The 25968-nt window shown below is 71.1% G+C and carries 20 protein-coding genes and 1 other RNA gene; 7 read left to right on the top strand and 14 right to left on the bottom strand.

From position 1 onward, the window contains the following. Positions 1-21: 21 nt before the first annotated feature. Positions 22-465 (bottom strand): RDD family protein, encoded by a 444-nt coding sequence (locus tag ACIOSR_RS01540; RefSeq protein WP_402751674.1) that lies wholly within the window; start codon positions 463-465, stop codon positions 22-24. Positions 466-603: 138 nt separating this feature from the next. Between ACIOSR_RS01540 and glnA the strand changes: the two genes are divergently transcribed. Next, the gene (gene glnA, locus ACIOSR_RS01545) at positions 604-2028 is read left to right on the top strand and encodes a type I glutamate--ammonia ligase (RefSeq protein WP_043592663.1); all 1425 of its coding nucleotides are present in this window, start codon (positions 604-606) and stop codon (positions 2026-2028) included. Positions 2029-2218: 190 nt separating this feature from the next. Here glnA and ACIOSR_RS01550 read toward each other — a convergent pair whose 3' ends face one another. The 5 genes from ACIOSR_RS01550 to ACIOSR_RS01570 form a co-directional block, all read right to left on the bottom strand. Continuing rightward, positions 2219-3649 (bottom strand): UDP-glucose/GDP-mannose dehydrogenase family protein, encoded by a 1431-nt coding sequence (locus ACIOSR_RS01550; RefSeq protein WP_173150906.1) that lies wholly within the window; start codon positions 3647-3649, stop codon positions 2219-2221. 55 nt (positions 3650-3704) lie between these two features. After that, the gene (locus ACIOSR_RS01555; RefSeq protein ID WP_173150907.1) at positions 3705-5288 is read right to left on the bottom strand and encodes a glycoside hydrolase family 26 protein; all 1584 of its coding nucleotides are present in this window, start codon (positions 5286-5288) and stop codon (positions 3705-3707) included. Further along, the gene (locus ACIOSR_RS01560) at positions 5281-6867 is read right to left on the bottom strand and encodes a glycosyltransferase family 2 protein (protein ID WP_123570783.1); all 1587 of its coding nucleotides are present in this window, start codon (positions 6865-6867) and stop codon (positions 5281-5283) included. The genes ACIOSR_RS01555 and ACIOSR_RS01560 overlap by 8 nt, the downstream gene beginning before the upstream one ends. A gap of 507 nt (positions 6868-7374) precedes the next feature. Continuing rightward, positions 7375-10320, bottom strand: coding sequence for a bifunctional [glutamine synthetase] adenylyltransferase/[glutamine synthetase]-adenylyl-L-tyrosine phosphorylase (locus ACIOSR_RS01565; protein ID WP_402751675.1), 2946 nt, complete (start codon positions 10318-10320; stop codon positions 7375-7377). Between the two features lie 21 nt (positions 10321-10341). After that, complete coding sequence (locus ACIOSR_RS01570; RefSeq protein ID WP_043592660.1) at positions 10342-11679, bottom strand: glutamine synthetase family protein; 1338 nt, start codon at positions 11677-11679, stop codon at positions 10342-10344. A 37-nt stretch (positions 11680-11716) separates the two neighbouring features. Between ACIOSR_RS01570 and ACIOSR_RS01575 the strand changes: the two genes are divergently transcribed. After that, the gene (locus ACIOSR_RS01575; RefSeq protein WP_402751676.1) at positions 11717-13498 is read left to right on the top strand and encodes an NAD+ synthase; all 1782 of its coding nucleotides are present in this window, start codon (positions 11717-11719) and stop codon (positions 13496-13498) included. A 66-nt stretch (positions 13499-13564) separates the two neighbouring features. On the opposite strand, the gene ACIOSR_RS01580 is transcribed toward ACIOSR_RS01575, so the two are convergent. Continuing rightward, positions 13565-13735 carry an SPOR domain-containing protein gene (locus ACIOSR_RS01580; RefSeq protein ID WP_123570143.1) on the bottom strand — a complete coding sequence of 57 codons (171 nt, stop codon included), beginning with the start codon at positions 13733-13735 and terminating at the stop codon, positions 13565-13567. Positions 13736-13801: 66 nt separating this feature from the next. Here ACIOSR_RS01580 and map point away from each other — a divergent pair, with 66 nt between their 5' ends. Together map and ppgK are read left to right on the top strand one after the other, a co-directional pair. After that, positions 13802-14665 carry a type I methionyl aminopeptidase gene (gene map, locus ACIOSR_RS01585; RefSeq protein ID WP_402751677.1) on the top strand — a complete coding sequence of 288 codons (864 nt, stop codon included), beginning with the start codon at positions 13802-13804 and terminating at the stop codon, positions 14663-14665. Positions 14666-14678: 13 nt separating this feature from the next. Further along, positions 14679-15440, top strand: coding sequence for a polyphosphate--glucose phosphotransferase (ppgK, locus tag ACIOSR_RS01590; protein ID WP_056045514.1), 762 nt, complete (start codon positions 14679-14681; stop codon positions 15438-15440). Between the two features lie 75 nt (positions 15441-15515). On the opposite strand, the gene rnpB is transcribed toward ppgK, so the two are convergent. From rnpB to ACIOSR_RS01620, 6 genes are all read right to left on the bottom strand, one after another. Next, an RNA gene (rnpB, locus tag ACIOSR_RS01595) (RNase P RNA component class A) lies at positions 15516-15896 on the bottom strand. Positions 15897-15967: 71 nt separating this feature from the next. After that, entirely contained in the window at positions 15968-16711 is a 744-nt protein-coding gene (locus ACIOSR_RS01600; protein ID WP_402751678.1) for a zinc ribbon domain-containing protein, read from the bottom strand. Positions 16712-16823: 112 nt separating this feature from the next. After that, positions 16824-17639 carry a Nif3-like dinuclear metal center hexameric protein gene (locus ACIOSR_RS01605; protein WP_402751679.1) on the bottom strand — a complete coding sequence of 272 codons (816 nt, stop codon included), beginning with the start codon at positions 17637-17639 and terminating at the stop codon, positions 16824-16826. Positions 17640-17648: 9 nt separating this feature from the next. Next, positions 17649-19052, bottom strand: a complete 1404-nt coding sequence (locus ACIOSR_RS01610) for a hypothetical protein (RefSeq protein WP_402751680.1) — start codon at positions 19050-19052, stop codon at positions 17649-17651. Positions 19053-19178: 126 nt separating this feature from the next. After that, complete coding sequence (locus tag ACIOSR_RS01615) at positions 19179-19952, bottom strand: alpha/beta fold hydrolase (RefSeq protein WP_402751681.1); 774 nt, start codon at positions 19950-19952, stop codon at positions 19179-19181. 29 nt (positions 19953-19981) lie between these two features. Continuing rightward, entirely contained in the window at positions 19982-21121 is a 1140-nt protein-coding gene (locus tag ACIOSR_RS01620; protein WP_402751682.1) for an FAD-dependent oxidoreductase, read from the bottom strand. Between the two features lie 164 nt (positions 21122-21285). On the opposite strand from ACIOSR_RS01620, the gene ACIOSR_RS01625 reads away from it, so the two are divergent. From ACIOSR_RS01625 to ACIOSR_RS01635, 3 genes are all read left to right on the top strand, one after another. After that, positions 21286-22230: a septum formation family protein gene (locus ACIOSR_RS01625; protein ID WP_173150914.1), complete on the top strand. Its 945-nt coding sequence runs from the start codon at positions 21286-21288 to the stop codon at positions 22228-22230. Positions 22231-22303: 73 nt separating this feature from the next. Further along, positions 22304-23773: a cardiolipin synthase gene (gene cls, locus ACIOSR_RS01630; protein WP_402751683.1), complete on the top strand. Its 1470-nt coding sequence runs from the start codon at positions 22304-22306 to the stop codon at positions 23771-23773. 77 nt (positions 23774-23850) lie between these two features. Further along, positions 23851-24429: a DinB family protein gene (locus tag ACIOSR_RS01635; RefSeq protein WP_173150915.1), complete on the top strand. Its 579-nt coding sequence runs from the start codon at positions 23851-23853 to the stop codon at positions 24427-24429. 160 nt (positions 24430-24589) lie between these two features. Here ACIOSR_RS01635 and ACIOSR_RS01640 read toward each other — a convergent pair whose 3' ends face one another. Next, positions 24590-25876: an Nramp family divalent metal transporter gene (locus tag ACIOSR_RS01640; RefSeq protein ID WP_402751684.1), complete on the bottom strand. Its 1287-nt coding sequence runs from the start codon at positions 25874-25876 to the stop codon at positions 24590-24592. Between the last annotated feature and the right edge of the window lie 92 nt (positions 25877-25968).

The raw sequence follows: 25968 nt of genomic DNA on the forward strand, positions 1-25968 counted from the left end.
CGTGCGTACTGGACGGGTGCTTCAGACGCGGACGAGCAGCGTCCCGGCGACGCGATCGTGCAGCCCGCGCTGGTCGAGGTCCCAGACGACGGCCGGGATGACGAGCACGAGCAGCACCGACCGCAGGACCGGCCGGCCGACGCCGATGCGACCGCCCGCCATCGGCACGAGGCGCATGCCCAGGGCGAGGTGCCCGAGGGTGCCGCCGAAGAGCACCAGGAACAGGATCTGCATCAGCAGGAACACCCCGGTGATGGCCAGGCCCTCACCGCCGAAGAAGAGTGCGGCGACGGCGTAGGCGATCGCCCAGTCGATGGCCAGCCCCGCCACGCGCCGTCCGAGTCGGGCCACGGAGCGCGGACCCTTCTCGGGCAGCCCGAGACGCTCGCCCGGCCAGCGTTGCGCGCCGTCGTCGGGGCCGCCCACGGAGGCGGGACGGGAAGGAGGCGCGGTGCGATCGGGCATGCATCGAGCCTACCGAGGGGCCGAGCCGTAACATGCCCGAAACATCAGGGACACCGCAGCGAAACGGCCCCTCCGTAGCCTCGACGGAGGCTGCGTCCCGCATCCGATCCGTTCCAAGCCCATTGGAGAGACATCTAGATGTTCACTGATTCTTCCGAGGTGCTGAAGTTCATCAAGGACACCGACGTCAAGTTCCTTGACATCCGCTTCACCGATCTTCCCGGTGTCCAGCAGCACTTCAACATCCCCGCCTCCACGGTCGACGAGGAGTTCTTCTCCGTCGGACAGCTCTTCGACGGGTCCTCCATCCGGGGCTTCGCCTCGATCCACGAGTCGGACATGCAGCTCATCCCCGACGTCACGACCGGGTACGTCGACCCGTTCCGCGCCGAGCGCACGCTCGTCCTCGTGTTCGACATCTTCAACCCGCGCAACGGCGAGCTGTACAGCCGCGACCCGCGCCAGGTCGCCAAGAAGGCCGAGAAGTACCTCGCGTCGACCGGCATCGCCGACACCGCCTTCTTCGCCCCCGAGGCGGAGTTCTACATCTTCGACGACGTCCGCTACGAGGTGAAGCAGAACGCCAGCTTCTACAGCGTCGACTCCGAAGAGGGCGCCTGGAACACCGGCCGCGTCGAAGAGGGCGGGAACCTCGCCAACAAGACGGCGTACAAGGGCGGCTACTTCCCCGTCAGCCCCGTCGACAAGACGGCCGACCTGCGCGACGACATCAGCCTCAAGCTGATCGATTCGGGCCTCGAGCTCGAGCGTGCGCACCACGAGGTGGGCACCGGCGGCCAGCAGGAGATCAACTACAAGTTCGACACGATGGTCCACGCCGCGGACGACATCCTCAAGTTCAAGTACATCGTCAAGAACACCGCCGAGCAGTGGGGCAAGGTCGCGACCTTCATGCCGAAGCCCCTCTTCGGCGACAACGGTTCGGGCATGCACACCCACCAGTCGCTCTGGAACGACGGCAAGCCACTGTTCTACGACGAGAACGGCTACGGCGGCCTGTCCGACCTCGCCCGCTGGTACATCGGTGGCCTGCTCAAGCACGCTCCCGCCGTCCTCGCCTTCACGAACCCGTCGATCAACTCGTACCACCGTCTGATCCCGGGCTTCGAGGCGCCCGTGAACCTGGTGTACTCGGCCGGCAACCGTTCGGCGGCCATCCGCATCCCGATCACCGGCACGAACCCGAAGGCCAAGCGCATCGAGTTCCGCGTCCCCGACGCCGCCTCGAACCCGTACCTGGCCTTCGCCGCGCAGCTGATGGCCGGCCTCGACGGCATCCAGAACCGCATCGAGCCGCACGAGCCGGTCGACAAGGACCTCTACGAGCTGCCGCCCGAGGAGGCGAAGAACATCCCGCAGGTGCCCGCGTCGCTCGAGGGTGCGCTCGACGCGCTCGAGGCCGACCACGAGTTCCTGACCAAGGGCAACGTGTTCACCGAGGACCTCATCGAGACCTGGATCGCCTACAAGCGCGAGAAGGAGATCCTGCCCATGGCGCAGCGTCCTCACCCCTTCGAGTTCGAGCTGTACTTCGGCGTTTGACGCCGTCGCACCACGAGAGGCCCGCATCCCCCCAGGGGGTGCGGGCCTCTCGCGTCGCTGCCGCAGCGGTCCTCGGGGTGACGAACCCGCGCCTCCTCGGGGTCACCCCAGACCAGGAGGCGCGGGGGCGCACGCAGGACGGGCCGCCTCCTGAGGGAGGCGGCCCGTCAGCCCGTGCCCGACGATCCGGTCAGGCGGGTACGGCGGTCGGCGTCAGCACGCGACGCTGGGCCGGCGTGCGACGGCCGCCCAGCGGACGGACCTCCCAGCCGGCGGCCGACCAGACCTCGGCGTCGAGCACGTTGCGCGCGTCGATCACCACGGGGTTCGCGGCGAGCTCGGCGAGCCCGGCCGCGTCCGCCCCGACGAACTCGGGCCACTCGGTGAGGAGCAGCACCGCGTCGGCGTCCGTCACGGCCTCGGCGGCCGAGTCGGCGAACGACAGCGTCGGGAAGCTCCGCTGGGCCGTCTGCGTGGCCTCGGGGTCGACGACGAGCACCTGGGCGCCCCGGAGGTGCAGGGCCGCTGCGACGTTGAGGGCCGGCGAGTCGCGCACGTCGTCGGTGTGCGGCTTGAAGGCCGCCCCGAGCACGGCGATGCGTCGGTTGAGGACCGAGCCGCCGCAGGCGTCGATCGCCTGGTCGATGACCCGCTGGCGCTGGGCCATGTTGATCTCGTCGACCTGTTGCATGAGCCCGACGACGCGGTGGGCGGACAGTTCGTTGGCCCGGAACATCAGGGCACGGATGTCCTTCGGCAGGCACCCGCCGCCGAAGCCGAGCCCCGCGTTCAGGAACTTGCGTCCGATGCGGTCGTCGAAGCCCAGGGCGTCGGCGAGGGTCGAGACGTTGGCACCGGCCGCCTCGCACAACTCGCTGATGGCGTTGATGAACGAGATCTTCGTCGCGAGGAACGCGTTGGCGCTGACCTTGACGAGCTCGGCGGTCGGCAGGTCGCACGAGATGACGGGCGTGCCCGTCGCGATCGGCAGGGCGTAGACCTGACGCATCAGGGCCTCGGTGCGGACGTCGGTACCGCCGAAGACGATGCGGTCGGGACGCAGCGTGTCCTCGACGGCATGGCCCTCGCGGAGGAACTCGGGGTTCCAGACGAGGTCGGCCGAGACACCGGCGGGGACGACGCCCGCCACGATCTCGCGCAGGTGTGCCGCCGTACCGACCGGGACGGTCGACTTGCCGACGATGAGACCGTCGTGGCTGAGGGCGGCGGCGACGTTGCGGGTCGCCTCCTCGACGTACGAGAGGTTCGCGGCGTGACTCCCCCGGCGCTGCGGCGTGCCGACGCAGATGAAGTGCACGTCCGACAGGGCCACGGCCTCGGCGAGGTCGGTGGTGAAGGAGAGTCGACCGGAACCCACGTGCTCGAGGATGAGTTCGGGCAGGCCGGGCTCGAAGAACGGCACGCGCCCCTCGGCCAGGGCGGCGACCTTGGCGGGGTCGGTGTCGACCCCGATGACGTCGAAGCCCATCTCGGCCATGGCCGCCGCGTGCGTGGCGCCGAGGTAGCCGGTGCCGATGACGCTGATTCGGGGCTTCACCGAGGTGGCGTCGGCCCCCGTCGCGGCGACGGCGGACTCGGGGGTGGTGGCGTCTTTCTTCATGATGCGCTCCTGGGGATGGGGAAGAGGCGGGAGAAGGGGAAGGTGGTGGCTGTCGTCACGGCGACGGCTGCAGGTCGTAACCGACGTCGCGTCGGGTGATCCCCGCGGTGAAGGCGGCGAGGCTGTCGGACCGGGACGTGAGGCGCCAGTCGTTGGTCGACCGCACCCCGTCCACGACCGTGGTGGCGACGAGGTCGAAGTACGAGAAGCCGATGATGTCCGCGTTCGCCGGATCGGCCAGCGCGGCGAACAGCGAGTTGAACCACTGCGCCTTCTCGCTCGTGGCCGTCGGATCCGACGAGCCACCCGTCTCGCTGGCGCCGATCTCGGCGAGCAGGATGTTCTTGCCCGGTGCGATCGCCCGGAGCTGCTTCAGGGTGGCCCCGAAGGTGCTGTCGAAGGTCGGCTTGGACTTGTCGTCGTACGGCGGGCGGTAATAGCCCGACATGCCCACGATGTCGACGTACTCGGGGCCCGGGTAGAGGGTCGCCAGGAAGGCCTCCGTGGTGTGGTTGCTCCCGCCCGTCTTGCCCGTGGCCAGACGGTCGACCCGCGTGGGCGCCCAGATCCAGGCGACCAGGTCGTTGGCCCCCTGCCGCTCGAACAGGTCGTGGACGTGCTGCCAGGCCTTCACGTAGTCCCCGGGTCCGTTGCCGTTGACGGCGCCCTTGCTGTTGCCGTAGTCGGTGCTCCAGGGGTACCAGGTGCCGTTCATCTCGTGGTCGAACCGCAGGGCCAGCGGCATGCCGTTGGCCACGATGTCGTCGGCGTAGGTGGTCAGGTACGAGTCGAAGCTGCCGTCGATGATCTTCGTCAGGCTGTAGTCGGGCTGTTCGGGCTCGTTGTTGCCGGCCTTGATCGGCTGCGACTCCCACGTCAGGACGGGCAGCTTGCCCCGCGACCAGGACGAGCGGACGGCGTCGGCTCGGAACTCCTGGTCGAAGCCCTGGAAGTAGCCGACCATGTTGGCCTCGGAACCGACCGCCGCCTCCTGCGCGTCGTAGGTCGCCCAGTTGAACGGTGCCTGGTCCGTGAAGAGCCCGAAGTACCGCGAGTCGGGGTCGATGATCGAGGCGAGGGACGGCGTCTCGACCGTGACGGGGCCCGTGGCGCCGCCTCCGGTCGATCCGTTCGACCCCGTGCCGCCCGACCCGGAGCCGGTCGACGCGCCGGTCCCCCGACCACCGGCGGTGCCTGCGGCGCCCGACCCGGTGCCCGCGCCCCCCGACTCCGCGGCGGACTGTGCCTGGGCCAGCGCCGACTCGGCGGAGGCGAGCTTCGCCTGCGCCGCGGTCAGCTGTCCCTCGGACGTCCAGGCCTGCTGCTGCACGTCGGCCAGGGCGGCCTTGCTCTCGGCGAGCTGCTTCTTCGCGGAGACCAGCTGGTCGAGCAAGGCGGACCGGTCCGCCTTGAGCGACGAGACGTTGATGGACGGGTCGACGCCCGTGACCTCGGTGACGGCACTGCGGACGATGTTGTCGGACGGCGAGACCCAGATGAGCCACGAGATCATCGCGAGCAACACCACCACGGCGGTGGCGCCGAGCGCCGTGCGCCGGGCGTTGCCGTGCGAGGTGGCCCACCAGGCGCCGGAATGCATGTGGACGGGGGTGACGAAGTCCTGTGTCGAGTCAGACAATGAAGAAGACCTCCAGGGCGATGATGGCGGCGCCGATCAGGTACGGGAATCCGGCTTTGGGGTTGAGGCGACGACGAGGAGGCGCGGTGGCGGTGGCCACGGCGGCCACCGGTGCCGGAGTGGTCGCGCCGTCGGCCTCGGCGGCCAGGGCCGCCTTGCGGCTCCGGACGAGGACCGCACCCTGTTCGTCCGTCTCGTCGGCCGTCGAGCCGAAGTCGAAGAGCGTGTCGACCCCGGGGTCGACGCCGTCGCGGAACTGCCGTTCGAGGGCGTCGATGGGGGCCTCCTCGGCCACCTCGTCGAGCGCACCCTGCATCTCGTCGTTCGCCGCGCCTCCTGCGTAAGCCCCGGCCCGGGTGCCCCAACCACTGGCGTGACCCATGCGGAAGAACCCGATGACCCGGATGGGCATGAGGAAGAACGTCGACACGATGATGAACACCGGGAGGCGGAAGAAGTCCGAGGGCTTCTCGGCCAGGTGTCGCATCTGACGGATCGACATGCTGAGCACCGACGAGACCACCATGAGGACGACGATGCTGATGAGACCGGTCTGCACGCCGTACTCCTCGAGGATGCCGCGGTACAGGTTCACGCCCTGGCCGGTGATCCCCCGGTAGATCCAGCCGCCGATGACGCCCATGAGCATGAAGGGCAGCACGATGTCCATGGCGAAGAAGAACGCGAGGAGCGGGGCGTGCCCGACCATCCACGGCATCATGCGGAGGGTGTTGTACTGGCTCCCGCGAGCCCAGCGCAGCTGCTGCTTGTAGAGCTTCTTGACCTGGAGCGGCGCGTCCGTGTAGACGAGGCTGGTGTGCTGGTAGACGGTGCGGTAGCCCTCCTTGAGCGTGAGGTTCGTCAGGGTGCGGTCGTCACTGACCTCGAGGAACACGCCCATGAACTTTTCCGTCATGAACTTGTCCATGACCCGGACGAGGATCTCGCGGCGGAAGGCGATGGTGCGGCCCGGCAGGCAGCCGATCTGCCCCAGCACGCTCTGCGCCGGCATCGAGTACAGGGCACGGGAGTTCTCGAGCCAGTCGGCCCACCGCGTGATCCAGCTGCGCTCGGGCTCGAGGATGCGCTGGCGGGTGGTGACTCCCCCGACGTTCTCCTGGGCGAACGGACGGAGCAGCTCGGAGAGGGTGCCCGGCGTCCAGACCGTGTCGGAGTCGACCAGGACGGTGATGTCGCCCCGGCTGAGCTCGGTGCCGATCATGACGGCGTTGCGCTTGCCCGGGATCGGCGTGTGCACCCACCGGACGAGCGGCCCGAACTCCTCGCAGACGGCGGCGAGCTCGGGGTTGGGCTTGCCGTTGATGACGACGATGATCTCGCCGGGACCCTGTTCGACCATGCGGCCGATGACGTCCCGGAAGAGGTCGAGCGGTTCGTCCACGACGGGGACGACGACGCTGGTCGTGCCGCGGAACTCGCCCGTGAAGGGGCGGTAGCGGCGGGAGAGCAGGACCTTGATGATCCAGAGCACCCAGATGAGGGCGCTGTAGGCGGCGAAGAGGTAGATCTCGGGGTATCCGCCCGCCATGGATCGGATCTGCAGGATGAAGGTCAACACGATGGCCACCTGAGGTGTGAGAAGGGATCGGCTTCCGCAACGCTGGGGAATTGGTCTATCGGGTTGAGGGAATTCTCAGTCACTCACGGGCGACTCACAACCGCCCCCCGACCGCGGGTGGCCGGACGAGCCGATCGGGGTACGTCGGGTCGGGCAAGGTGCTGTCGACAGAAGTGCTGACACGTCGGTGAGGGCTCGACGTCCGAACGGAACCGTTCGATCGGTTCGCCGGTAGGACGGGGAGCCGTGATCCGACGCCGAATAAAAAGCCTGGTCACGAGCCCGGAATCAGCGCCCAGCACGGGCGTTGCCCAATGGGCAGCGATGGGCCTCGACGGCGCCGTCGACGACCACCCCCCACCCGTGGGTCATCCGCCCGAAATGCGATGGACACGTACACAGGGGTACATCAATGCCAAACGGGGTACAGCGAAACGGCCCGACGTCGACCCGAGCGGATCGACCGCCTCCGGCGCAGCCCGGGCGTGTCGCACGTCCCCGGACGAGTCAGCCGAGCGGCTCGGGTGCCTCGTCGATGCCGTAGAACTCGCGCTCGAAGACGGCGCGTGACCGACGGGTGGCCGCGAGGTAGTCCTCTTCGAGGGTCGTGGCGGAGCCCGGCGGGTACTCCATGAGGCGCGCCACGCCTTCGAGCTGCCGACGGTCCCGTGGCAGGACGTCCTGCGTCCGGGAGGTCCAGAGGGTGACCGCCGAGCGCGCCCGGGAGGCCATGATCCAGGCGTCGTGCAGCCGCCGGGCGTCCTCGTCGGCCACCAGGCCGGCGTCCACCGCCGCGGCGAGGGCGTCGAGCGTCGACGGGGTCCGGAGGCCGGGCACGTCCACCCCGTGCTGCAGCTGGAGCAGTTGGACGAACCACTCGACGTCGCTCAGCGAGCCCCGACCGAGCTTGAGGTGACGCGAGGGCTCGGCGCCCTTGGGCAGACGCTCGGACTCGACCCTGGCCTTGATGCGCTTGACCTCGCGGACCTGCTGCTCGGTCAGCTCGGCGGGGTACCGCACCGCGTCGGCGACGGCCATGAAGTCGTCGAGGAGCGTCTCGTCACCGGCCACCGGCCGGGCGCGCAACAACGACTGGGCCTCCCAGGTGAGGGACCAGCGAGCGTAGTAGGCCCGGTACGAGGACAGCGATCGGACCACCGGCCCGTTCTTCCCCTCGGGGCGCAGGCCCGTGTCGAGGTCGAACGGCACGAGGGCGTCGGACGTGAGTCGGCTCATCTCGGCGGCCACCGTGAGGGCACGCCGATGGGCCGTCTCGTCGCCCTCGGGAGCGCGGTAGACGTAGAGCACGTCGGCGTCGGAGCCGAACCCGAGTTCTTCTCCCCCGTAGCGGCCCATGGCGATCACGGCGAACTCGAGGTCGCCGGCGTCCCGGCGGGCGAGGGCCAACGCCCCGGTCACCGAGGCCGTCGTCACCGCGGTCAGGCCCCGGGCCAGGGTGTCGATGTCGAGGATGCCCAGGATGCCGCCCACGGCGAGCCGCAGGATCTCGCGGCGCCGCGCCTGCCGCAGGACCGTCGCCGCCGCGTCGGGCGACCGGTGCCGCGCCAGGGTGGCGGCCGTCTCGTCGAGGAGGCTCGAGAGGGAACGGGCCTTGAGCTCCGCGTCGTTCTCGAGCCACGCCGCGGCCTCGGGGATGCGCTCCAGCAGGTCGGCGGCGAAGGTCGACGACGACAGGACGGTCGTCAGTCGGTGGGCGGCTCCCGACGAGTCCCGCAGCATGCGGAGGAACCAGTACGACTCGCCGAGGCCGTCGCTCAGGCGCCGGAACGCGAGCAGACCGAGGTCGGGGTCGGTGCCTTCGGCGAACCACTGCAGCATGGCCGGCAGCAGGTGGCGCTGGATGCTCGCCCGGCGCGAGACGCCGGCCGTCAGGGCGGCGATGTGACCGAGCGCGCCCTTCGGGTCGGCGAATCCGATGGCCGCGAGCCGCGCCGACGCCTGATCGGAGCTGAGCGCCAGGTCTTCTTCGGGTCGCGCCGCGACGGCCGACAGGAGGGGGCGGTAGAACAGCCGCACGTGCAGCGTGCGGACCCGACGCTTCACCCCCTGCCACAGGTCGACGAGTTGGGCGGCGCCCGGCGCGAGACCGGTGCCCCGGGCGAGGACCCGAAGGGCGTTCTCGTCGGTCGGCATGAGGTGCGTGCGCCGCAGTCGCGTCAGCTGGATGCGGTGCTCGAGCAGGCGCAGCACGCGGTAGTCGCGGTCGAACTCCGCGGCCTCGGCTCGTCCGACGTACCCCCGGGCGGCCAGGGCGCCCAACGCGTCGAGCGTCGAGCGCTGGTGCACGCGTTCGTCGGCCTGCCCGTGGACCAGCTGCAGCAGCTGGATGGTGAACTCGATGTCGCGCAGTCCGCCGGGACCGAGTTTGAGCTGCTGGTCGACCTCGCCCGCGGGGATCAGGGCCGTGACCCGTTCGCGCATGGCCTGGACCGACTCGACGAAGTTCTCGCGCGAGGCGGCCGACCAGACGAACGGCGCGACGGCCGCGACGTAGCGCTCGCCGAGGTCGTCGTCGCCCGCGAGGGGCCGCGCCTTCAACAGGGCCTGGAACTCCCACCCCTTGGCCCAGCGCTCGTAGTACGCGACGTGCGACTCGAGCGTGCGGACGAGGGCGCCGTCCTTGCCCTCCGGCCGCAGGTTCGCGTCGACCTCCCAGAGGTCGGGTTCGACGGCGAGGTCCGAGATCGCCCGAGCCGCGTGCATCGCCAGACGGCTGCCGATCTCGACGGCCCGACCGTTCTCGAGCCCGTCGACGCCCTCGGCGACGTAGACCACGTCGACGTCGCTGAGGTAGTTCAGCTCGCGGGCCCCGGCCTTGCCCATGCCGATGACGGCGAGCCGGGTGCGTTCGACGTCGGCGGCGGGGAACGGGACCTCGCGCCGGGCCACGTCGACGGCGGCGTCGAGGGCGGCGCCCGCGAGGTCGGCGAGGGCGGCGGCCACGCGGGGAAGGACCTCGACGGGGTCGTCGGCCTCGAGGTCGAACGACGCCAGCTGCAGCAGGTGGCGCCGGTACCGGACCCGGAGCGCGACGCGCGCCTCGTCGCCGGTCAGCCCGGTCGCCGCCCGACGGACGTCGTCACGGTACGTCGCGGCCGACGGTGGTTCGTCCAGCGGTTCGAGCAGGACGCCCGCCTCGGCCGGGCGACGCGCGACGAACTCGGCGAGGCCCTCGGAGGCACCGAGGACCCTCAGGAGGCGCGGGCCGGCCTCGCCGTCGAGCAACTCGACCACGCCGGCACGATCCCGCTCGACCGATCGCTCGAGGTGCGCCAGGGCCGCGTCCGGGTCGGCCACCGTGGCGAACCACGGGACGAGGTCGCGCACCTGGGGCACCTCGGCGACGAGGCGGTCGAGCCGGTCACGCCCGGCACCGAGGTCGGAGAACCCGAGCCGCGCCAGCTCGGAGAGACCGGTCGCGGATCGGGGCATGAGGGCGGGGTGGCCGGTCGACTAGAGGATCTCGAGGTTCGAGCGCAGCTCGAACGGCGTGACCTGTGCCCGGTACTCTTTCCACTCTTGTCGCTTGTTGAGGAGCACGTAGTTGAAGACCTGCTCGCCCAGCGTCTCGGCGACGAGTTCGCTGTTCTCCATGATCGACAGGGCGTGGTCGAGGCTGGCGGGCAGCTGACGGTAACCCAGGGCACGACGCTCGGCGTCGCTCAGGCCCCAGACGTTGTCCTCGGCCTCGGCGGGCAGCTCGTAGCCCTCTTCGATGCCCTTGAGCCCCGCCGCCAGCATCAGCGAGAAGGCCAGGTACGGGTTCGCCGCGGAGTCGATGGCACGGTACTCGACCCGGCTCGAGTTGCCCTTGTTCGGCTTGTAGAGCGGGACGCGCACGAGCGCCGAGCGGTTGTTGTGGCCCCAGGTCACGAAGCTCGGCGCCTCGTCGCCGCCCCAGAGGCGCTTGTAGCTGTTGACGAACTGGTTCGTCACGGCCGTGATCTCGGGGGCGTGCTTGAGCAGGCCCGCGATGAACTGACGACCGATGGTCGACAGCTGGTACTCGGCGCCGGCCTCGTAGAAGGCGTTGGAGTCGCCCTCGAAGAGCGACATGTGCGTGTGCATGCCCGAACCCGGGTGCTGGCTGAACGGCTTCGGCATGAACGAGGCGAAGACGCCCTGCTCGATGGCGACCTCTTTGATGACCGTCCGGAAGGTCATGATGTTGTCGGCCGTCGTCAGCGCGTCGGCGTAGCGCAGGTCGATCTCGTTCTGACCGGGCCCCGCCTCGTGGTGGCTGAACTCGACCGAGATGCCGAGGTCTTCGAGCATGCGGACGGAGCGGCGACGGAAGTCGTGGGCGGTCCCGCCGGGGACGTTGTCGAAGTAGCCGGCCGAGTCGACCGGCTGGGGGCCGTCGGCGCCGAGCTGCGCGCTCTTGAGGAGGTAGAACTCGACCTCGGGGTGCGTGTAGAAGGTGAAGCCGCGCTCGCCGGCCCGGGCCAGGGTGCGCTTCAGGACGTTGCGCGGATCCGCCACGGCGGGCTGCCCGTCGGGCGTCGTGATGTCGCAGAACATGCGGGCGGTCGGATCGATCTCGCCCCGCCAGGGCAGGATCTGGAAGGTCGTCGGGTCGGGCTGCGCGAGGACGTCGGCCTCGTACGAGCGCGTCAGGCCCTCGATGGCCGAACCGTCGAAGCCGATGCCCTCGGCGAACGCCCCCTCGACCTCGGCCGGGGCGATGGCGACGGACTTGAGGGTGCCGATCACGTCGGTGAACCAGAGGCGGATGAACTTGATGCCGCGCTCTTCGATCGTGCGGAGGACGAAGTCCCTCTGTTTGTCCATGCCACGGCCTTTCTGCTCCGCCACTACGGTAGTGGACATGCCCCGACTCCGCTTGGCGCTCGCGCAGACCAACCCCGTCGTCGGCGACCTCGCCGGCAACTCCGCCCAGATCGTCGAGGCGGCCCGTCGTGCCCACGCCGCCGGTGCCGACCTCCTCGCCGCGGGCGAGATGAGCGTCACGGGGTACCCGATCGAGGACCTGGCCAGCCGGCCGAGCTTCCTCCAGGCCAGTCGGCACGCCGTCGAGGTGCTGGCCGAGACCCTCGAGGCCGAGGGCCTGGGCGACCTCCCCGTGGTGGTCGGCCACGCCGACGGACCGTTCGAGCCGCGCCTCCTGGGCACGAGCAACGCCCCGACCGCCATCGCGAAGAACTGCGCCAGCGTGCTGCAGGGCGGTCGCGTCGTGACGACCACCGCCAAGTACCACCTGCCCAACTACTCGGTCTTCGACGAGTACCGCGTGTTCATCCCCGGCGACGAGTTGCTCGTCGTCCGCGTGGCGGGCGTCGACGTCGCCCTCGTGATCTGCGAGGACCTCTGGCGCGACGGCGGCCCCGTCGAGCGCGTCCTGCACGCCGACGCGGGCCTGCTCGTCGTGATCAACGCGAGCCCGTTCGTCCGTGACAAGGACGAGGTGCGCCTCCCCCTCGTCACCCGCCGGGCCGTCGAGAACGACACCCTGGTGGCCTACGTCAACATCGTCGGCGGTCAGGACGACCTCGTCTTCGACGGCGACAGCGTGGTCGTCGACGGCAGCGGCACGATCCTGGCCCGGGCCCCGCAGTTCGACGAGCACCTGCTCGTCGTCGACCTCGACCCCGAGCCGGCCACGGACACCGAGCTGCCCGAGGGCATCCGCCGCGTCGAGCTCGACCCGGCGTCCGACGCGACCGTCGTCGGTTCCGGTGGCTCCGGGCCCGACGCGGGGCGCGCCTCCTCGTCCCCGGTCGAGCGCGACGTCGCCGACCTGCCCGACGACCGCCAGCAGCTCTGGAACGCCCTGGTGCTGGGCACTCGCGACTACGTGCGGAAGAACGGGTTCCGCAGCGTGATCCTCGGACTCTCGGGCGGCATCGACTCGGCCGTGTGCGCGGCGATCGCCGCCGACGCCATCGGGGCCGACGCCGTGTACGGCGTCTCGATGCCCAGCCAGTGGTCGAGCGAGCACAGCCGCAGCGACGCCGACGACGTCGCCGAGCGGATCGGCGTGCGGTACTCGACCGAACCGATCGCCGGCCTCGTCGCACCGTTCGAGGACCAGTTGCACCTCACGGGCCTCGCCGCCGAGAACGTCCAGGCCCGCGCCCGGGCGCTCGTGCTGATGGGGTTGTCGAACCTGCACGGCCACCTCGTGCTGACCACGGGCAACAAGACCGAGCTCGCCGTCGGCTACTCGACGATCTACGGCGATTCGGTCGGCGGGTTCGCCCCGATCAAGGACGTCCCCAAGACGATGGTCTGGGAGCTCGCCCGGTGGCGCAACGCCCACGCCGAGTCGATCGGCGAGACCGCGCCCATCCCCGAGAACTCGATCACGAAGCCGCCGTCGGCCGAGCTGCGGCCGGACCAGAAGGACGAGGACTCGTTGCCGCCCTACGAGGTGCTCGACGGCATCCTCGAGGGGTACATCACGAACGCCCTCGGGGCGGCCGACGTCGTGGCGCTCGGCTACGACGCGGACACGGTGGCCGAGATCACGACGCTGGTCGACCGCTCCGAGTGGAAGCGCCGCCAGGGGGCGATCGGCCCGAAGATCTCGGGCATGGCCTTCGGCCGGGACCGCCGGCTGCCGATCACCTACCGGCCGACGACGGTCTGACGCCCGATCGGCCGGTCGGCGACCGGTCGTCCCGTCGGCGACGCGCCGACGGGACGTCCGGACCGGTCAGTCGTTCGCGGCCTCTTCGGCGTCGAGGGCGGCGTTGCGGGCCTTGATCGTCTCGATCGCCCGCGCCGCCTCGTCGCGGGTGGCGTAGGGCCCGGCGCGGTCGACGGCCGGAGAGACCTTGCCCTCCTCGACCTCGTGCGTCTTCGTGTTGAACCAGAACTCGGCCATGGTGTCGTCCTCTCGGTGCGGCTGTCGAGAACGCGAGCCCGTCGCGCTCCCCCTAAGCTTGATCGTATGCCCCGGGACTCCCACGGATTCTTGACCCCGGGCCGGATCTCAGCGCAGCGTCCGGTCCCCCCGTCGATCGCCCGACCCGAGTACGTCGGCAAGGCCGCTCCGGCCGAGTACACCGACGGCGACGTGTACGACGCCGAGACCGTCGAGCTGATCCGCGAGAGCGGCCGCATCGCCTCGCAGGCCATCGACGCCGTCGAGGCCGCCCTCCGCCCCGGCGTGACGACCGAAGAACTCGACCGCATCGCCCACGAGTTCGTCGTCGCCCACGACGCCTACCCGTCGACCCTGGGGTACCGCGGGTACCCCAAGTCGGTCTGCACCTCGGTGAACGAGGTCATCTGCCACGGCATCCCCGACGACACCGTCCTGGTCGACGGCGACCTGATCAACGTCGACATCACGGCGTTCAAGAACGGCGTCCACGGCGACCTGAACCGCACCTTCGTCGTCGGCGAGGCCGCCCCCGAGACCGTCGACCTGGTCGACCGCACCCGTGAGGCGCTGAGGCGCGGCGTCAAGGCCGTCGCCCCGGGCCGTCAGGTGAACGTGATCGGTCGGGCGATCGAGTCGTACGCCAAGCGCTTCGGCCTGGGCGTCGTGCGCGACTACACCGGCCACGGCGTCGGACGCGCCTTCCACTCCGGCCTGATCATCCCCCACTACGACGCCCCGCAGTACGACGACGTCATCGAGGTCGGGATGGTGTTCACCATCGAGCCCATGTTGACCCTCGGCGGCATCGAGGCCGACGTCTGGGACGACGACTGGACCGTCACCACCCGCGACAAGAGCCTCACGGCCCAGTTCGAGCACACCCTGGTCGTCACCGAACGCGGTGCCGACATCCTCACGCTCTCCTGAGAAAGGACCACCCATGGCACGCACCGCAGTGGGAATCGACATCGGCGGCACAGGCATCAAGGGGGCGATCGTCGACCTCGACAGCGGCGAGCTCCTCTCGGACCGCATCAAGAAGAGCACTCCCGAGGGCGGTGAACCCGACGCCATCGTCGCGGTCGTCCGGCAGATCGTGGACGAACTCGGCCTCGACGACGCCTCGGTGCCGGTCGGCGTCTGTTTCCCGGCCGCCATCATGGACGGCAAGACCCTCTCGGCCGCCAACGTGTCGAAGAAGTGGATCGGCTTCGAGGCCGAGAAGCTCTTCGAGACCACGCTCGGCCGCGACATCCACTTCGTCAACGACGCCGACGCCGCGGGCTACGCCGAGACCCGTTTCGGGGCCGCGAAGGACGTGAAGGGCCTCGTCGTCATGACGACGCTCGGCACGGGCATCGGCACCGCCCTGATCAACGACGGCGTGCTCATCGTCAACGCCGAGCTCGGGCACCTCGAGATCGGTGGCAAGGACTACGAGACCAAGGCCTCGTTCGCGGCGAAGGAGCGCGACGACCTCAGCTGGAAGCACTGGGCGAAGCGCCTGCAGAAGTACTACTCGCACCTCGAGGCCCTGCTCTACCCGCGCCTGATCATCGTCGGCGGCGGCGTCTCGAAGCACCACGACGAGTTCTTGCCGCTGCTCGACCTGCGGGCCGAGATCGTCCCGGCGAAACTCCGCAACAACGCCGGCATCATGGGTGCCGCCGCCCTGGCCGCCGACTCGAACCCGGCGTTCTGAGGCGAGGCGCGACCGACGCGAGACGACCCCGGCCGAGGAGGCGCGCCTCCTGGGCCGGGGTCGTCTCGCGTGAGGCGAATGGGCCGACTGCTACGCCGGGTTCTGTCCCGGTGCCGAGGCACCATGGACGGCCATCTCTCTCGGAACTACGTTGCCGCAGCTCTCTAGCGGTCTACCCGGGGACTCGGCGAGCAGCCTCGTCGTCCCCTCTTTGACCTTGCTCCGGGCGAGGTTTACATAGCCGGCCGGTCACCCGAGCCGCTGGTGGTCTCTTACACCGCCGTTTCACCCTTACCCCGTGTCGCACCCGGAGGTGCGACGCGTGGCGGTCTGCTCTCTGTTGCACTTTCTCGCGGGTTGCCCCGGGTGGGTGTTACCCACCGCCCTGCTCTGTGGAGCCCGGACGTTCCTCGGCGACGGGCTCTCGCCCGCCGACGCGACCGTCTTGTCGACCCATTCGCGACCCCGAGCCTAGCGGTGCGACGCCCCTCCGTGTGCCACGGCTCGTGCGGGTGCCCCGCCCCTGGTCAGAGGCCTGATTCGTAGGTGCGGACGAGGACCGCGTTGCTGTCGGGGCAGAGCACGACGTCGTCCTCGGCGGCGGCACGCACGGCCGCGAGGTCGCTGCCCGTCAGGGCCACGCCGCTCGCGCTCGACACGCCACCACGCAACAACGAGGCGCCCACGCCGTAGCGATCCCGCTGACGCTCGTAGAGGGCCAGCAGGTCGGCGGGCACCGTGGCGGCGATCGTCTCGCGGTTGGCGACGACCTCGGCCCGGTCGGTCTCGAGCTCGGCGAGCTTCGCGTCGCGCCCGGTCTCGGCGTCGACGCGGCGGGTGTCGAGCTGGTCGAGCTCGTCCCTGGTCACGGCGGCGACGGCGCCCAGGCTCTCGACGCGCTCCATCACCTCGAGCTGGAGGTCCTCCAGGTCGGAGCGACGCTTGGCCAGGGCGGCGAGCTCGCCCTCGAGGGCGGCGACGTCCTTCGAGGACGACGACGACGCGATGCGCTGCTCGTCACGGGCGACGCGCGCCTCGACGACGGCGACGTCGGACTCGATGCGTTTGAGCTCGCTCTGCGCGTCCTCCCACGCGCCCTGCTCGGTCGCGAGGCGGCTGCGGAGGCGAGAGCCGTCGCCCTCGAGCGACGCGAGGACGGCGATCTCGGGGAGGTTCGCCCCCTTGTGCGCGATCTGCCGGAGTGCGGTGTCGAGTTGCTGAAGGTCGAGCAGCAGGGCCTGGTGCTCGTAGCTGGCTTTCATCAGGGGCATGGGGACTCTTCTCGGGGTCGGGGGGAGGCAGGGACGGGGCGACGAGGAGGCGCGTGCCGCGAGGTCTCGCGGGTCGCGACCCGGCGACGTCGCGACGGGCGGCTCGGCGTGCTCACTGCACGACGGCGAAGTCCCACGGGTCGGTGCGCAGGTCGCTGAGGGTGACCTCGACGTCGTGCAGCTCGCGGCGGAGCTGCGCGGCCGCCGTGTCGAGCCAGAGCCACTCGGCCGCCCAGTGCGACACGTCGACCAGGGCGGGGCCGCGGCCGAGCCTCATGAGTTCGCGCGCGTCGGAGGCGGGGTGGTGGCGCAGGTCGCTGGTGACGTACACGTCGGCGGCCAGCACCGCCGGGTCGGCCAGCAGCGAGTCGCCGGCACCGGCGCAGAGGGCGACGGTCTCGACGACGCGGTCGGCGTCACCTGCCACACGGATGCCGGACGCGGTCGGGGGCAGCACGTCGCCGAGCTGGCGGGCGAGGGCCACGAGCGTCATGGCGTGCGGCAGGCGCCCGACGATGCCGAGTCCCGTGTCGTCGGTGGCACCCCGGGTGATCGGGCGCTGGTCGACGAGGCCGAGCTGGTGCGCGAGCACGCGGGACGTGCCGGTCTCGACGACGTCGGCGTTGGTGTGGGCGGCGACGAGGCCGCACCCGGCACGGACGAGCCGTGCGACGACCGCACCCTTGGTGGTGTCCTCCGACACCGTCGAGACGCCGTGGAACAGCAGCGGATGGTGGACCAGCAACAGGTCGGCCCCCATGCCGACGGCTTCGTCGACGGTGTCGAGCACGGCGTCGACGGCCAGGTGCACGTGGGTCACGGGCCGGTCGGGGTCACCGACGACGAGACCGGGAGAATCCCACGACGACGCGCCCGCGAGAGGCCAGAGACGTTCGATGACGGAGTTGACCGAGGCGAGGGTGGACACCTCGACAGCCTAGTCGCGAGCCGTCGAGCGGAACCCCGTGATCATGACCGCGACGATGAACGCGACGACCGAGGCGCCGAGCAGGGCGACGACCACCGAGACGGACGTCGACAGGCCGGTGAGGCCCACGGCCCGGACGACGAATCCCTGCCAGGCGAACGAACCGAGGTCGCTCAGGAGCAGACCGAAGCCGACGACGGTGCCGACCACGACGCCGGCGACGACGCCCACCGGACCGCGGCGGGCGACGCGGGTGGCGTCGTCGGGGCGGGTCGAGACCGAGGCGAGCGCGGTCAGGCCGACGAGGCCGGTCGCGACGGGGACGGCGACCGTGGCGAGGACGGCCGAGGCCACGGCCAGGGCGGGGACGAAGGCCAGCACGACGGCCGCGACGACGATCAGCGCGGCCGTGGCGGCGACCACGAGCGCGAGGGGACGACGCAGCAGGGGCGGGACGGAGGCGGAGGCGACCGTCTGCCCGTCGGAGGCCGACCGGGTCGGCGCGACCAGCGCCTCCTGGTCGGCTGCCGCCCGGGCGTCCGGGGCGTCGGCGGAGTCGAGCGCGAGGGGACGGGGGCCGGTCGACGGGACGACGACGGGAGCCGAGGTCGGGGTGGCGTCGGCCGGGCGCGCGTCGCGGTCGGCGTCCGGCGCGTGGCCCGCCTCGACGACGGGCCTGGCCTGACGGATCGCCCCGGGCGTCACGACGGGCAGGACCCCGGTGAACCGGAGGCGCGTGGCCTCGAGGGCGCGAGCCGCCTCGTCCGTGCCGACGCGGGTGATCTCGTCCTCCCAGGAGGCGAAGCGCGCGGCCTCGACCTCGCGCAGGGCCAGCTGGGCCTGGACGACGGCCATCAGGTCGATGGTCGCGGTGTCCTCGAGGCGCTTCTCGACCAGGCGCGCGAGCACCTCGTCGTCGAGCGTCATGCGCTCCGGGGGCTGGGGCAGGTCGTCGGGCACCGACACGGCGAGCACCGGCAGGGTGATCGCCGAGGTGTCGACCGAGTGACGGGCCACGCTGGCCGGGCGGGCCTCGAAGGCGTCCGTGGGCACGACGTCGTCGAGGACGACGTCGGCGCGGTGCGAGGGGATCGAGACGGGACGGGGCACCACGGGAGTGGCGGCGTCGACGGGGCGGACCTCGGTGTGGCGCGTCTCGGCCTGACGCGTCTCGGCCTGACGGTCCTCGGTCGTGTCGTCGAGCCGGTCGACGGGGGCCTCGGCGGCCTCGGAGGTCTCGGGGGCGAGGGTCTGGTTCACGGGGTGGTGCTCCTGCTGGTCCGGGCGAGCGGAGGGCTCGGGGACGGTGTCGTCGAGGGGTGCGACGAACGTCACACGGCGCCGGTGGAACGTGACGTCGTCGTCGAGGGGTGCGATGCCCCCGACGCTCGCGGTCTGCACGTTGTCGGCCATGCTCGGATGGTAGGTGACGAACGGCCCCGCGACGGGCGGACTCGCCGGTCCGACCGGCACATTCGTCGTCCGGGGTCCCCTGGCCGACCCCCGGGCGACCCCGGGGCGTCCGCGACGCCCCGGGCGTCAGGAGGCGCGGGTCAGATGGGCGAGCACCTCGCGTGACACCCCTCGCGAGCCCAGGCCGAGGTGACCCGACCGGGGGTGCACGGCGAGCGTCGCGTCCGGCAGGCCGGCGACGGTCCGCGCCACCAGGTCGAGGGGGTAGAAACCGTCGGCACCCCCGGCCACGACGAGCGTCGGGGCCGTGACCTCGCCGAGGCGGTCGCCCACGTCGAACGAGTCCTCGGCGTCCAGCGTCACGACCAGGTCGTCGTGCCGGTCGCCGACCACGAAGTGGTGGGCCACCCGTCCGAGGCGCCGCAGGGCGTTCGAGGACGGGACGCCGGTGGTCGTCTGACCGAGCATCGCGGCCGAGGCACCTCTCGCGTCACCGGCCCGGAGGCGCTCGGCCGTGCGCCGCTGGGCCTCGCGCCCGGCCTCGCCCAGCCGGTGGGCGGAGGACACGAGGACCAGTCGACGGACCAGCGCGGGGTGGTCGACGGCCAGACGGAGGGCGATGCTGCCGCCCGTCGAGGTGCCGACCACGTCGATCGGACCGTCCGCGATCTCGGCCGCGGCCCGGGCCACGTCGTCGGCGAGGTCCTCCATCGTCGTGCCCTCGGGCAACCCGCGGCGACGACCGAGCGTCCAGAGGTCGAGCCGCCGGACGAGCGGCGCCGTCTCGAGCCGCAGCAGGGTCCGGTCCCAGGTCGAGGGGTGGTGGCGACCCGGGCCGACCCCGGGCAGCAGGATCGTCGGGACGCCGCTCCCCCGGCGCACGAAGGGCAGGCCCGCCACGGTGCCCCTGGTCGTCGCGCTCCGGGGGCTCACGGCCGGCCCAGCCGCCGGAACCGCGCGGGGGCGTCGCCGCCCTCGACGAGGTCGACGAGGATCGACCCCACGAGAGGCGTGAACTTGAAGCCGTGCCCGGAGAACCCCGCCCCCACCACGACGGGGCCGACCCGGTCGAGCACGAAGTCCTCGTCGTCGGTGGTCGTGTACGTGCAGCTGATCGGGTCGGCGGTCTCGGCGTCGACGCCGGGCAACCACTCGCGGGCGTACCGCCGCAGCTGCTCGAGCTGCCCGGGGTCGGGTTCGAACGACCGGCGGTCGGGGTGCACGACGGGTCCGGCTCCGTGCCAGCCCGCCTTGACGCCCTCGCCCGGCGTGAGCATGCCGTAGACGACGCCCGGCCACCACGACTCGCCGGGTCGGTCGGGGTCGGGACGGTGGTTGACGCTCGGCCACACGGCCTCGGCGTCGGTCACGGCGAAGTGCGCCGGTTGCTCCTGGGTCACGGTGAGGCGAGGGAGGCGGACGAGGCCCCCGACGACGTCCTCGGTCCAGGCGCCCGCCGTCACCACGACCAGCCGGGCGACGATCTCGTCGTCCGCCGTGACGACCCGGACGCGCTCCGGCCCCTCGACGTGCAGGCCCGTGACCGGCGTCGACCAGCGCAGTCGCGCCCCGTGGGCCTCGGCCGCCCGGGCGAGGACCGTCAGGGCCTCGGCGGCCCGGATGCGTCCGCTGCCCGGCACGTGCAGCACCTCGGTCTCGAAGCGGATGCCCCTCCACCGCTCCCCCGCCTCGGCGGCGTCGACCAGTTCGCTGGGGACGCCCGCGTCGACGTGCAGGGCCCGCATCCGACGGAGCATCGCCGGGCGACCGTGGTTGACCACCCCGACGAGGTCGAGCAGCGGGGTGCCGGTCTCGTCGGCCAGCGCGTCCCACCGCCGCCGCGCCTCCTGCACGAGGGCGACGTAGTCGGCGTCGTCGTAGGCGACGTTCAGGTTCCGGGTCGCGCCGTGGGAGGCACCCCGGTGGTGCCCCTGCTCGAAGCGCTCGACGAGCACGACCTCGTGTCCGCGCGACGCGGCCTGCCAGGCCGTCGCGAGGCCCATGGCGCCGCCGCCGACCACGACCAGGTCGACGTCGACGCGGGACGGACTCGGCTGACCGGACGACATCCCCCGAGCATAGGAGGCGCGGTGCGGCCGCGCCCCCGGCTCACGCCCCGTGGCACGCCCGTCCCCTGGCCCGCCGACGGGGGCTGCTGTGGCCGGGCCGCGTGCCGGTAACATCCCTCGACGGCCGCCACGGGGCGCGGCTCGCGCAGCAGCAGGGGGAACTCGTGGACCGACCAGACGACCGGACGACGACCGAGGGGGCCTCGGACGCGACCCCCGTGTCCGTCGTGGCCGAAGGACTCGTGCAGCGGTTCGGACCGCTCGAGATGCGCGTCCTGCCGAGCGACTACCCCGCCGGCGCCGTCGGGGTCCCGGGAGCCGGCCACCCCGAGATGCTGCGCGTCCGGCTCGGCGCCACCGAGTTCGTCGACCTGGGGCACGACGGATCGCACTGGTTCGCGGTGCCCCTGCGCATCGACGCCTCGGGGCCCACGCCCCTCGAGCAGCGGCGCCGGGACCCCCTCGGCGTCGGGGTGGGCGAGGAGACGTCCGTGGTGCTCGACGCGGCCTCGGCCATGGTGCGACGGTGGGCCGCCCTGGTCCCGCCCGCGTCCCGTCTGGGCACGGCCTGGCCCGCACCGCAGGCGTTCGCGTCCGGTGCCGTCGCGGGTGCCCCGGCACCGAGGCGACGGCGGGGCGTGCTCCTCGGCGTGCTGGGTGCGGTGGGCGTCCTCGCCTTCGGCGGGATCTGCTTCGCCCTCTACCAGGCGAACGGGGGCGAGGGAGGCGTGATCGAGACCGGTTCCGAGCTCGTGAGCGAGCTCACCACCGGGGACTGCTTCGACATGACGGAGGGGATCGACGACGAGTACCAGACGTTCGTCGACGTGACCGCCTGCGGCGAGGTGCACCACTTCGAGGTGTTCGCCGAACCGGTCCTGGACGACGAGGCGTTCCCCGGCGACGACGAGGTCGGGCAGCTCGGCGACGACGCGTGCTTCGAGGTCTTCGACGACTACGTCGGGTCCGCCTGGGAGGACTCGGCCCTCGACTACGGCTGGTTCACGCCGACCGAGGACACCTGGGCCACCGGCGACCGCGAGGTCACCTGCTACCTCGCGACCGCGCCCGAGGGTGAATCGGCCAGCCTGGCGGGCAGCGGGCGCTGACCTGCGCGGCGGGGTCGAACCGGCGACACGAACGGGGCGGCCCCGTCCGCCGTCGACCTGCGATGATCGGCGGATGACCTGGCGCAAGCTCCTCAAGGCTTTCCCCACCGTGATCCTGGTGGTCGACATCCTCATCAGGATCGTGTCGGTGGCGGTCGTGCCGCGCAACCGGCGACCGAGTTCGGCCATGGCGTGGCTGCTGGCGATCTTCGTCGCCCCCATCCCGGGCAGCGTCCTCTACGGTCTCCTCGGCAGCACCAAGCTGCCGAAGGACCGGCGGGACAAACAGCGCGAGATCAACTCGCTCATCCTCGAGAACACGCAAGGTCTCGACAACCGCGTGCCGACCGACACCCAGCCTCCGTGGTTCGGGACGGTCGTCCAGCTGAACCGCACGCTCGGTGCCATGCCCCTCATCCCCGGCAACACGACGCGGCTGCTGCCGGACTACGCCGGATCGATCGCGGCCATGACCGAGGCCGTCGACGCGGCCGAACGATACGTGCACGTCGAGTTCTACATCTTCACGCGCGACGAGTCGACCTTCCTCTTCTTCGACGCGCTCAAGCGTGCCCACGACCGTGGCGTGAAGGTGCGGGTGCTCTACGACCACTGGGCCACGATCCGCAACCCCCAGGGCCGGGTGACGCGCACCTGGCTCCGCGATTCCGGCATCCGTTTCGAGGAGATGCTGCCGTTCCACCCCACGAAGGGCATGTGGCGCCGACCCGACCTGCGCAACCACCGCAAGATCGTCGTCGTCGACGGCGACGTGGCGTTCACCGGCTCGCAGAACATGACCGACCCCAGCTACAACAAGCACGGCAACATCCGACGCGGCCTGCAGTGGAAGGACCTCATGGTGCGGCTCGACGGTCCCGCCGCGATCGGCCTCAACGCGCTCTTCATCACCGACTGGTACAGCGAGACGGACGAGTTGCCCACGGACGCCGGGGCCGAGCCGCCCGTCGAACGACGCGGGGGCGACGACGCCTACGAGTGCCAGGTCGTGCCGAGCGGACCCGGGTTCGACGGGGAGAACAACCTGCGGTTGTTCAACGCCCTGGTCTACGGCGCGCAGGAACGCCTCATCATCGCGAGCCCCTACTTCGTGCCCGACGAGTCGATGCTCTACGCCATCACCACCGCGGCGGAGCGCGGGGTGGACGTGCAACTCTTCGCCTGCGAGGTCGCCGACCAGTTCCTCGTCTACCACGCGCAACGCTCGTACTACGAGACGCTGCTGCGGGCGGGGGTGCGGATCTTCCTCTACGAGAAGCCGATCGTCCTGCACTCGAAGCACTTCACGGTGGACGACGACGTGGCGGTGATCGGCTCGAGCAACATGGACATGCGGTCGTTCAGCCTCAACTTCGAGGTGTCGCTCATGGTGCGCGGAGCGGGCTTCGTCGACCAGGTCCGCGAGGTCGAGGCGGACTACCGCGCGAAGTCGCACGAGATCACCCTGGCGAGTTGGCTGACGAGGCCCGCTCCCCTGCAGGTGCTCGACAACGTCGCGCGCCTCACGGCGGCGGTGCAGTAGGTCCGCCGTCTCCGGGCTGCCCGGCCAGGGGCGGTCGGCCGGTGGACGGTCGACGCCCTGAGGGGCAGAGTGTCGGCATGGACCAGAAGGAACACCTCAGCCGGTACCTGACCCGTTCGCGCGACGACCTGGTGCGCAAGCTCGACGGACTGTCGGAGTACGACGTCCGTCGCCCGCTGGTGCCGAGCGGCACCAACCTGCTCGGGCTGGTCAAGCACGTCGCCACCGTGCAGCTCGGCTACCTCGGCGACGTCTTCGGGCGACCGAGCGGCATCGAGACGCCGTGGTTGACCGACGAGAGCGAACCCGAGGCCGACCTGTGGGCGACTCCGGACGAGAGCCGCGGCTTCGTCGTCGACCTCCTGCAGCGGTCGAACGCCCACGCCGACGAGACCGTCCGGGCGTTGCCGCTCGACGCGCCCGGCGACGTCCCCTGGTGGGGACCCGACCGCCGTGCCGTCACGCTGCACCAGATCCTCGTGCACCTGACCGTCGAGACCGCCCGGCACGCCGGCCACGCCGACGTCGTCCGCGAGTTGATCGACGGCGGCCTCGGCAACGGCCCCGCCGACCCGAACGTGCCGGACCGCGATGCCGACGGATGGCGACGACACCACGACCGCGTCGAGGCCGCCGCCCGCGCCGCAGGCCACTGACCGCCCCGCGCCACCGTCCGCCCCGCGCCACCGTCCGCCACCGGCCCGCGTGCGCCTGACCCGTGACGTCGGCAATTCCTGCCTCCCGGGGCGAGACCGGCCTGACCGCCCCGCGGGCGGCACGTACCGCCGCACGGACCAGGAGTTGCCGACGCGCGGGTCAGGCGAACAGCTTGCCGACCTCGGTCACGAGCTGCTGCGCACCCAGCACGACGAAGAGCACGGCGCAGATCGCCATGAGCGAGTTGCTCACCCACCGGCTGCGCCACTCGGCCGGCGTGCGTGACGAGTTCAGCAGCCAGAGCAGGGTGATCGCCAGGAACGGCATGAAGAGCGCCCCGAGCACGCCGTAGAGCACGATCAAGCCGATCGGCCGGTCCAGGAAGAGGATCGCCATCGGAGGAACCGTGAGCCAGACGACGAAGACCCGGTAGTAGAGGCCGCCGATGCGGCGTCGGGGGTCGTCCGCGTCGAGACCGCGAAGGGTGCCCACGAAGTCGGCGAACATGAGCGACACGCCGTTCCACACGCCGAGGATCGACGAGAACGAGGTCGCGAAGAACCCGATCAGGAAGAACCAGGTCATGAAGGTGCCGTAGCGCTCGCCGAGGACGGCCGCGAGCTGGACCAGCCCCCCTTCTCCGTCGGCCAACGCGATGCCGCCGGAGTACAGGAGCTCGGCCCCGACCACGAGCATCGCGAGGACGAAGACGCCGCTCACGACGTAGGCGACGCCGTTGTCGAGTCGCATGACCTTCATCCAGCCCGGACTGTGCCAGCCCTTCTCGCGCAACCAGTAGCCGTAGGCGGCGAGCGTGATGGTGCCGCCGACCCCGCCGGTGACGCTGAGCGCGACGACCAGCCCGTTCTCGGGGATGGTCGGCACGAGACCGGCCGCGAGTTCGCCGAGGTTCGGCAAGGTGACGATCGCCGAGCCGACCACCGTGACGAACATGAGGCCGACGAAGAAGGCGATGACCTTCTCGAAGAACGAGTACTTGCCGAACCACACCATGACGCCGCCGAGCACGCCGGCGCCGATCGCGAACACCTTGAGGTCGACCCCCGGGAAGAGCGCCTGCAACGGCAGCGCGGTCGAGCTCATCGCGGCGGCCCCGTAGACGAAGCCCCAGACGACGACGTAGACGCCGAAGTACACGCTCGTCCAGCGCCCGAGCGATCGCCACCCCTCGAAGATCGACCGCCCCGTGGCCAGCGACCAGCGCCCGGCACCCTCGACGAGGGCGATCTTGACGACGACGCCCACGACCACGGTCCAGGCGAGGGCGTAGCCGAAGCGGGAGCCCGCGACGAGGGTGGCGACGAGGTCACCCGCCCCGATGCCGGTGGCCGCGACCACCAGCCCCGGGCCGATGACGCGCCATCTCTTCGTCGAGACGGGGGTCGTGAGGTCGGGTGTCCGGAGGGTGTCGTCGTCGGCAGCCATGTCGGCCAGTCAACCGGCTCCGACGGGAGGCGACCACCGTCGCGCGACGGATGTCGTCGAATCGTGACGTCTCGGCAAGCTCGCAGGAGGCG

Origin of the sequence: Frigoribacterium sp. NPDC087798, assembly GCF_044742985.1 — a bacterium.
In the GTDB taxonomy this organism is placed as follows: Bacteria; Actinomycetota; Actinomycetes; order Actinomycetales; family Microbacteriaceae; genus Frigoribacterium.

What these genes read in the sequence shown, in the direction of transcription:
- ACIOSR_RS01540 (WP_402751674.1), bottom strand. Translation starts at nt 465, where the DNA reads ATGCCCGATCGCACCGCGCCTCCTTCCCGTCCCGCCTCCGTGGGCGGC.
- glnA (WP_043592663.1), top strand. Translation starts at nt 604, where the DNA reads ATGTTCACTGATTCTTCCGAGGTGCTGAAGTTCATCAAGGACACCGAC.
- ACIOSR_RS01550 (WP_173150906.1), bottom strand. Translation starts at nt 3,649, where the DNA reads ATGAAGAAAGACGCCACCACCCCCGAGTCCGCCGTCGCCGCGACGGGG.
- ACIOSR_RS01565 (WP_402751675.1), bottom strand. Translation starts at nt 10,320, where the DNA reads ATGCCCCGATCCGCGACCGGTCTCTCCGAGCTGGCGCGGCTCGGGTTC.
- ACIOSR_RS01570 (WP_043592660.1), bottom strand. Translation starts at nt 11,679, where the DNA reads ATGGACAAACAGAGGGACTTCGTCCTCCGCACGATCGAAGAGCGCGGC.
- ACIOSR_RS01575 (WP_402751676.1), top strand. Translation starts at nt 11,717, where the DNA reads ATGCCCCGACTCCGCTTGGCGCTCGCGCAGACCAACCCCGTCGTCGGC.
- ACIOSR_RS01580 (WP_123570143.1), bottom strand. Translation starts at nt 13,735, where the DNA reads ATGGCCGAGTTCTGGTTCAACACGAAGACGCACGAGGTCGAGGAGGGC.
- map (WP_402751677.1), top strand. Translation starts at nt 13,802, where the DNA reads ATGCCCCGGGACTCCCACGGATTCTTGACCCCGGGCCGGATCTCAGCG.
- ppgK (WP_056045514.1), top strand. Translation starts at nt 14,679, where the DNA reads ATGGCACGCACCGCAGTGGGAATCGACATCGGCGGCACAGGCATCAAG.
- ACIOSR_RS01600 (WP_402751678.1), bottom strand. Translation starts at nt 16,711, where the DNA reads ATGCCCCTGATGAAAGCCAGCTACGAGCACCAGGCCCTGCTGCTCGAC.
- ACIOSR_RS01610 (WP_402751680.1), bottom strand. Translation starts at nt 19,052, where the DNA reads ATGGCCGACAACGTGCAGACCGCGAGCGTCGGGGGCATCGCACCCCTC.
- ACIOSR_RS01620 (WP_402751682.1), bottom strand. Translation starts at nt 21,121, where the DNA reads ATGTCGTCCGGTCAGCCGAGTCCGTCCCGCGTCGACGTCGACCTGGTC.
- cls (WP_402751683.1), top strand. Translation starts at nt 22,304, where the DNA reads ATGACCTGGCGCAAGCTCCTCAAGGCTTTCCCCACCGTGATCCTGGTG.
- ACIOSR_RS01635 (WP_173150915.1), top strand. Translation starts at nt 23,851, where the DNA reads ATGGACCAGAAGGAACACCTCAGCCGGTACCTGACCCGTTCGCGCGAC.
- ACIOSR_RS01640 (WP_402751684.1), bottom strand. Translation starts at nt 25,876, where the DNA reads ATGGCTGCCGACGACGACACCCTCCGGACACCCGACCTCACGACCCCC.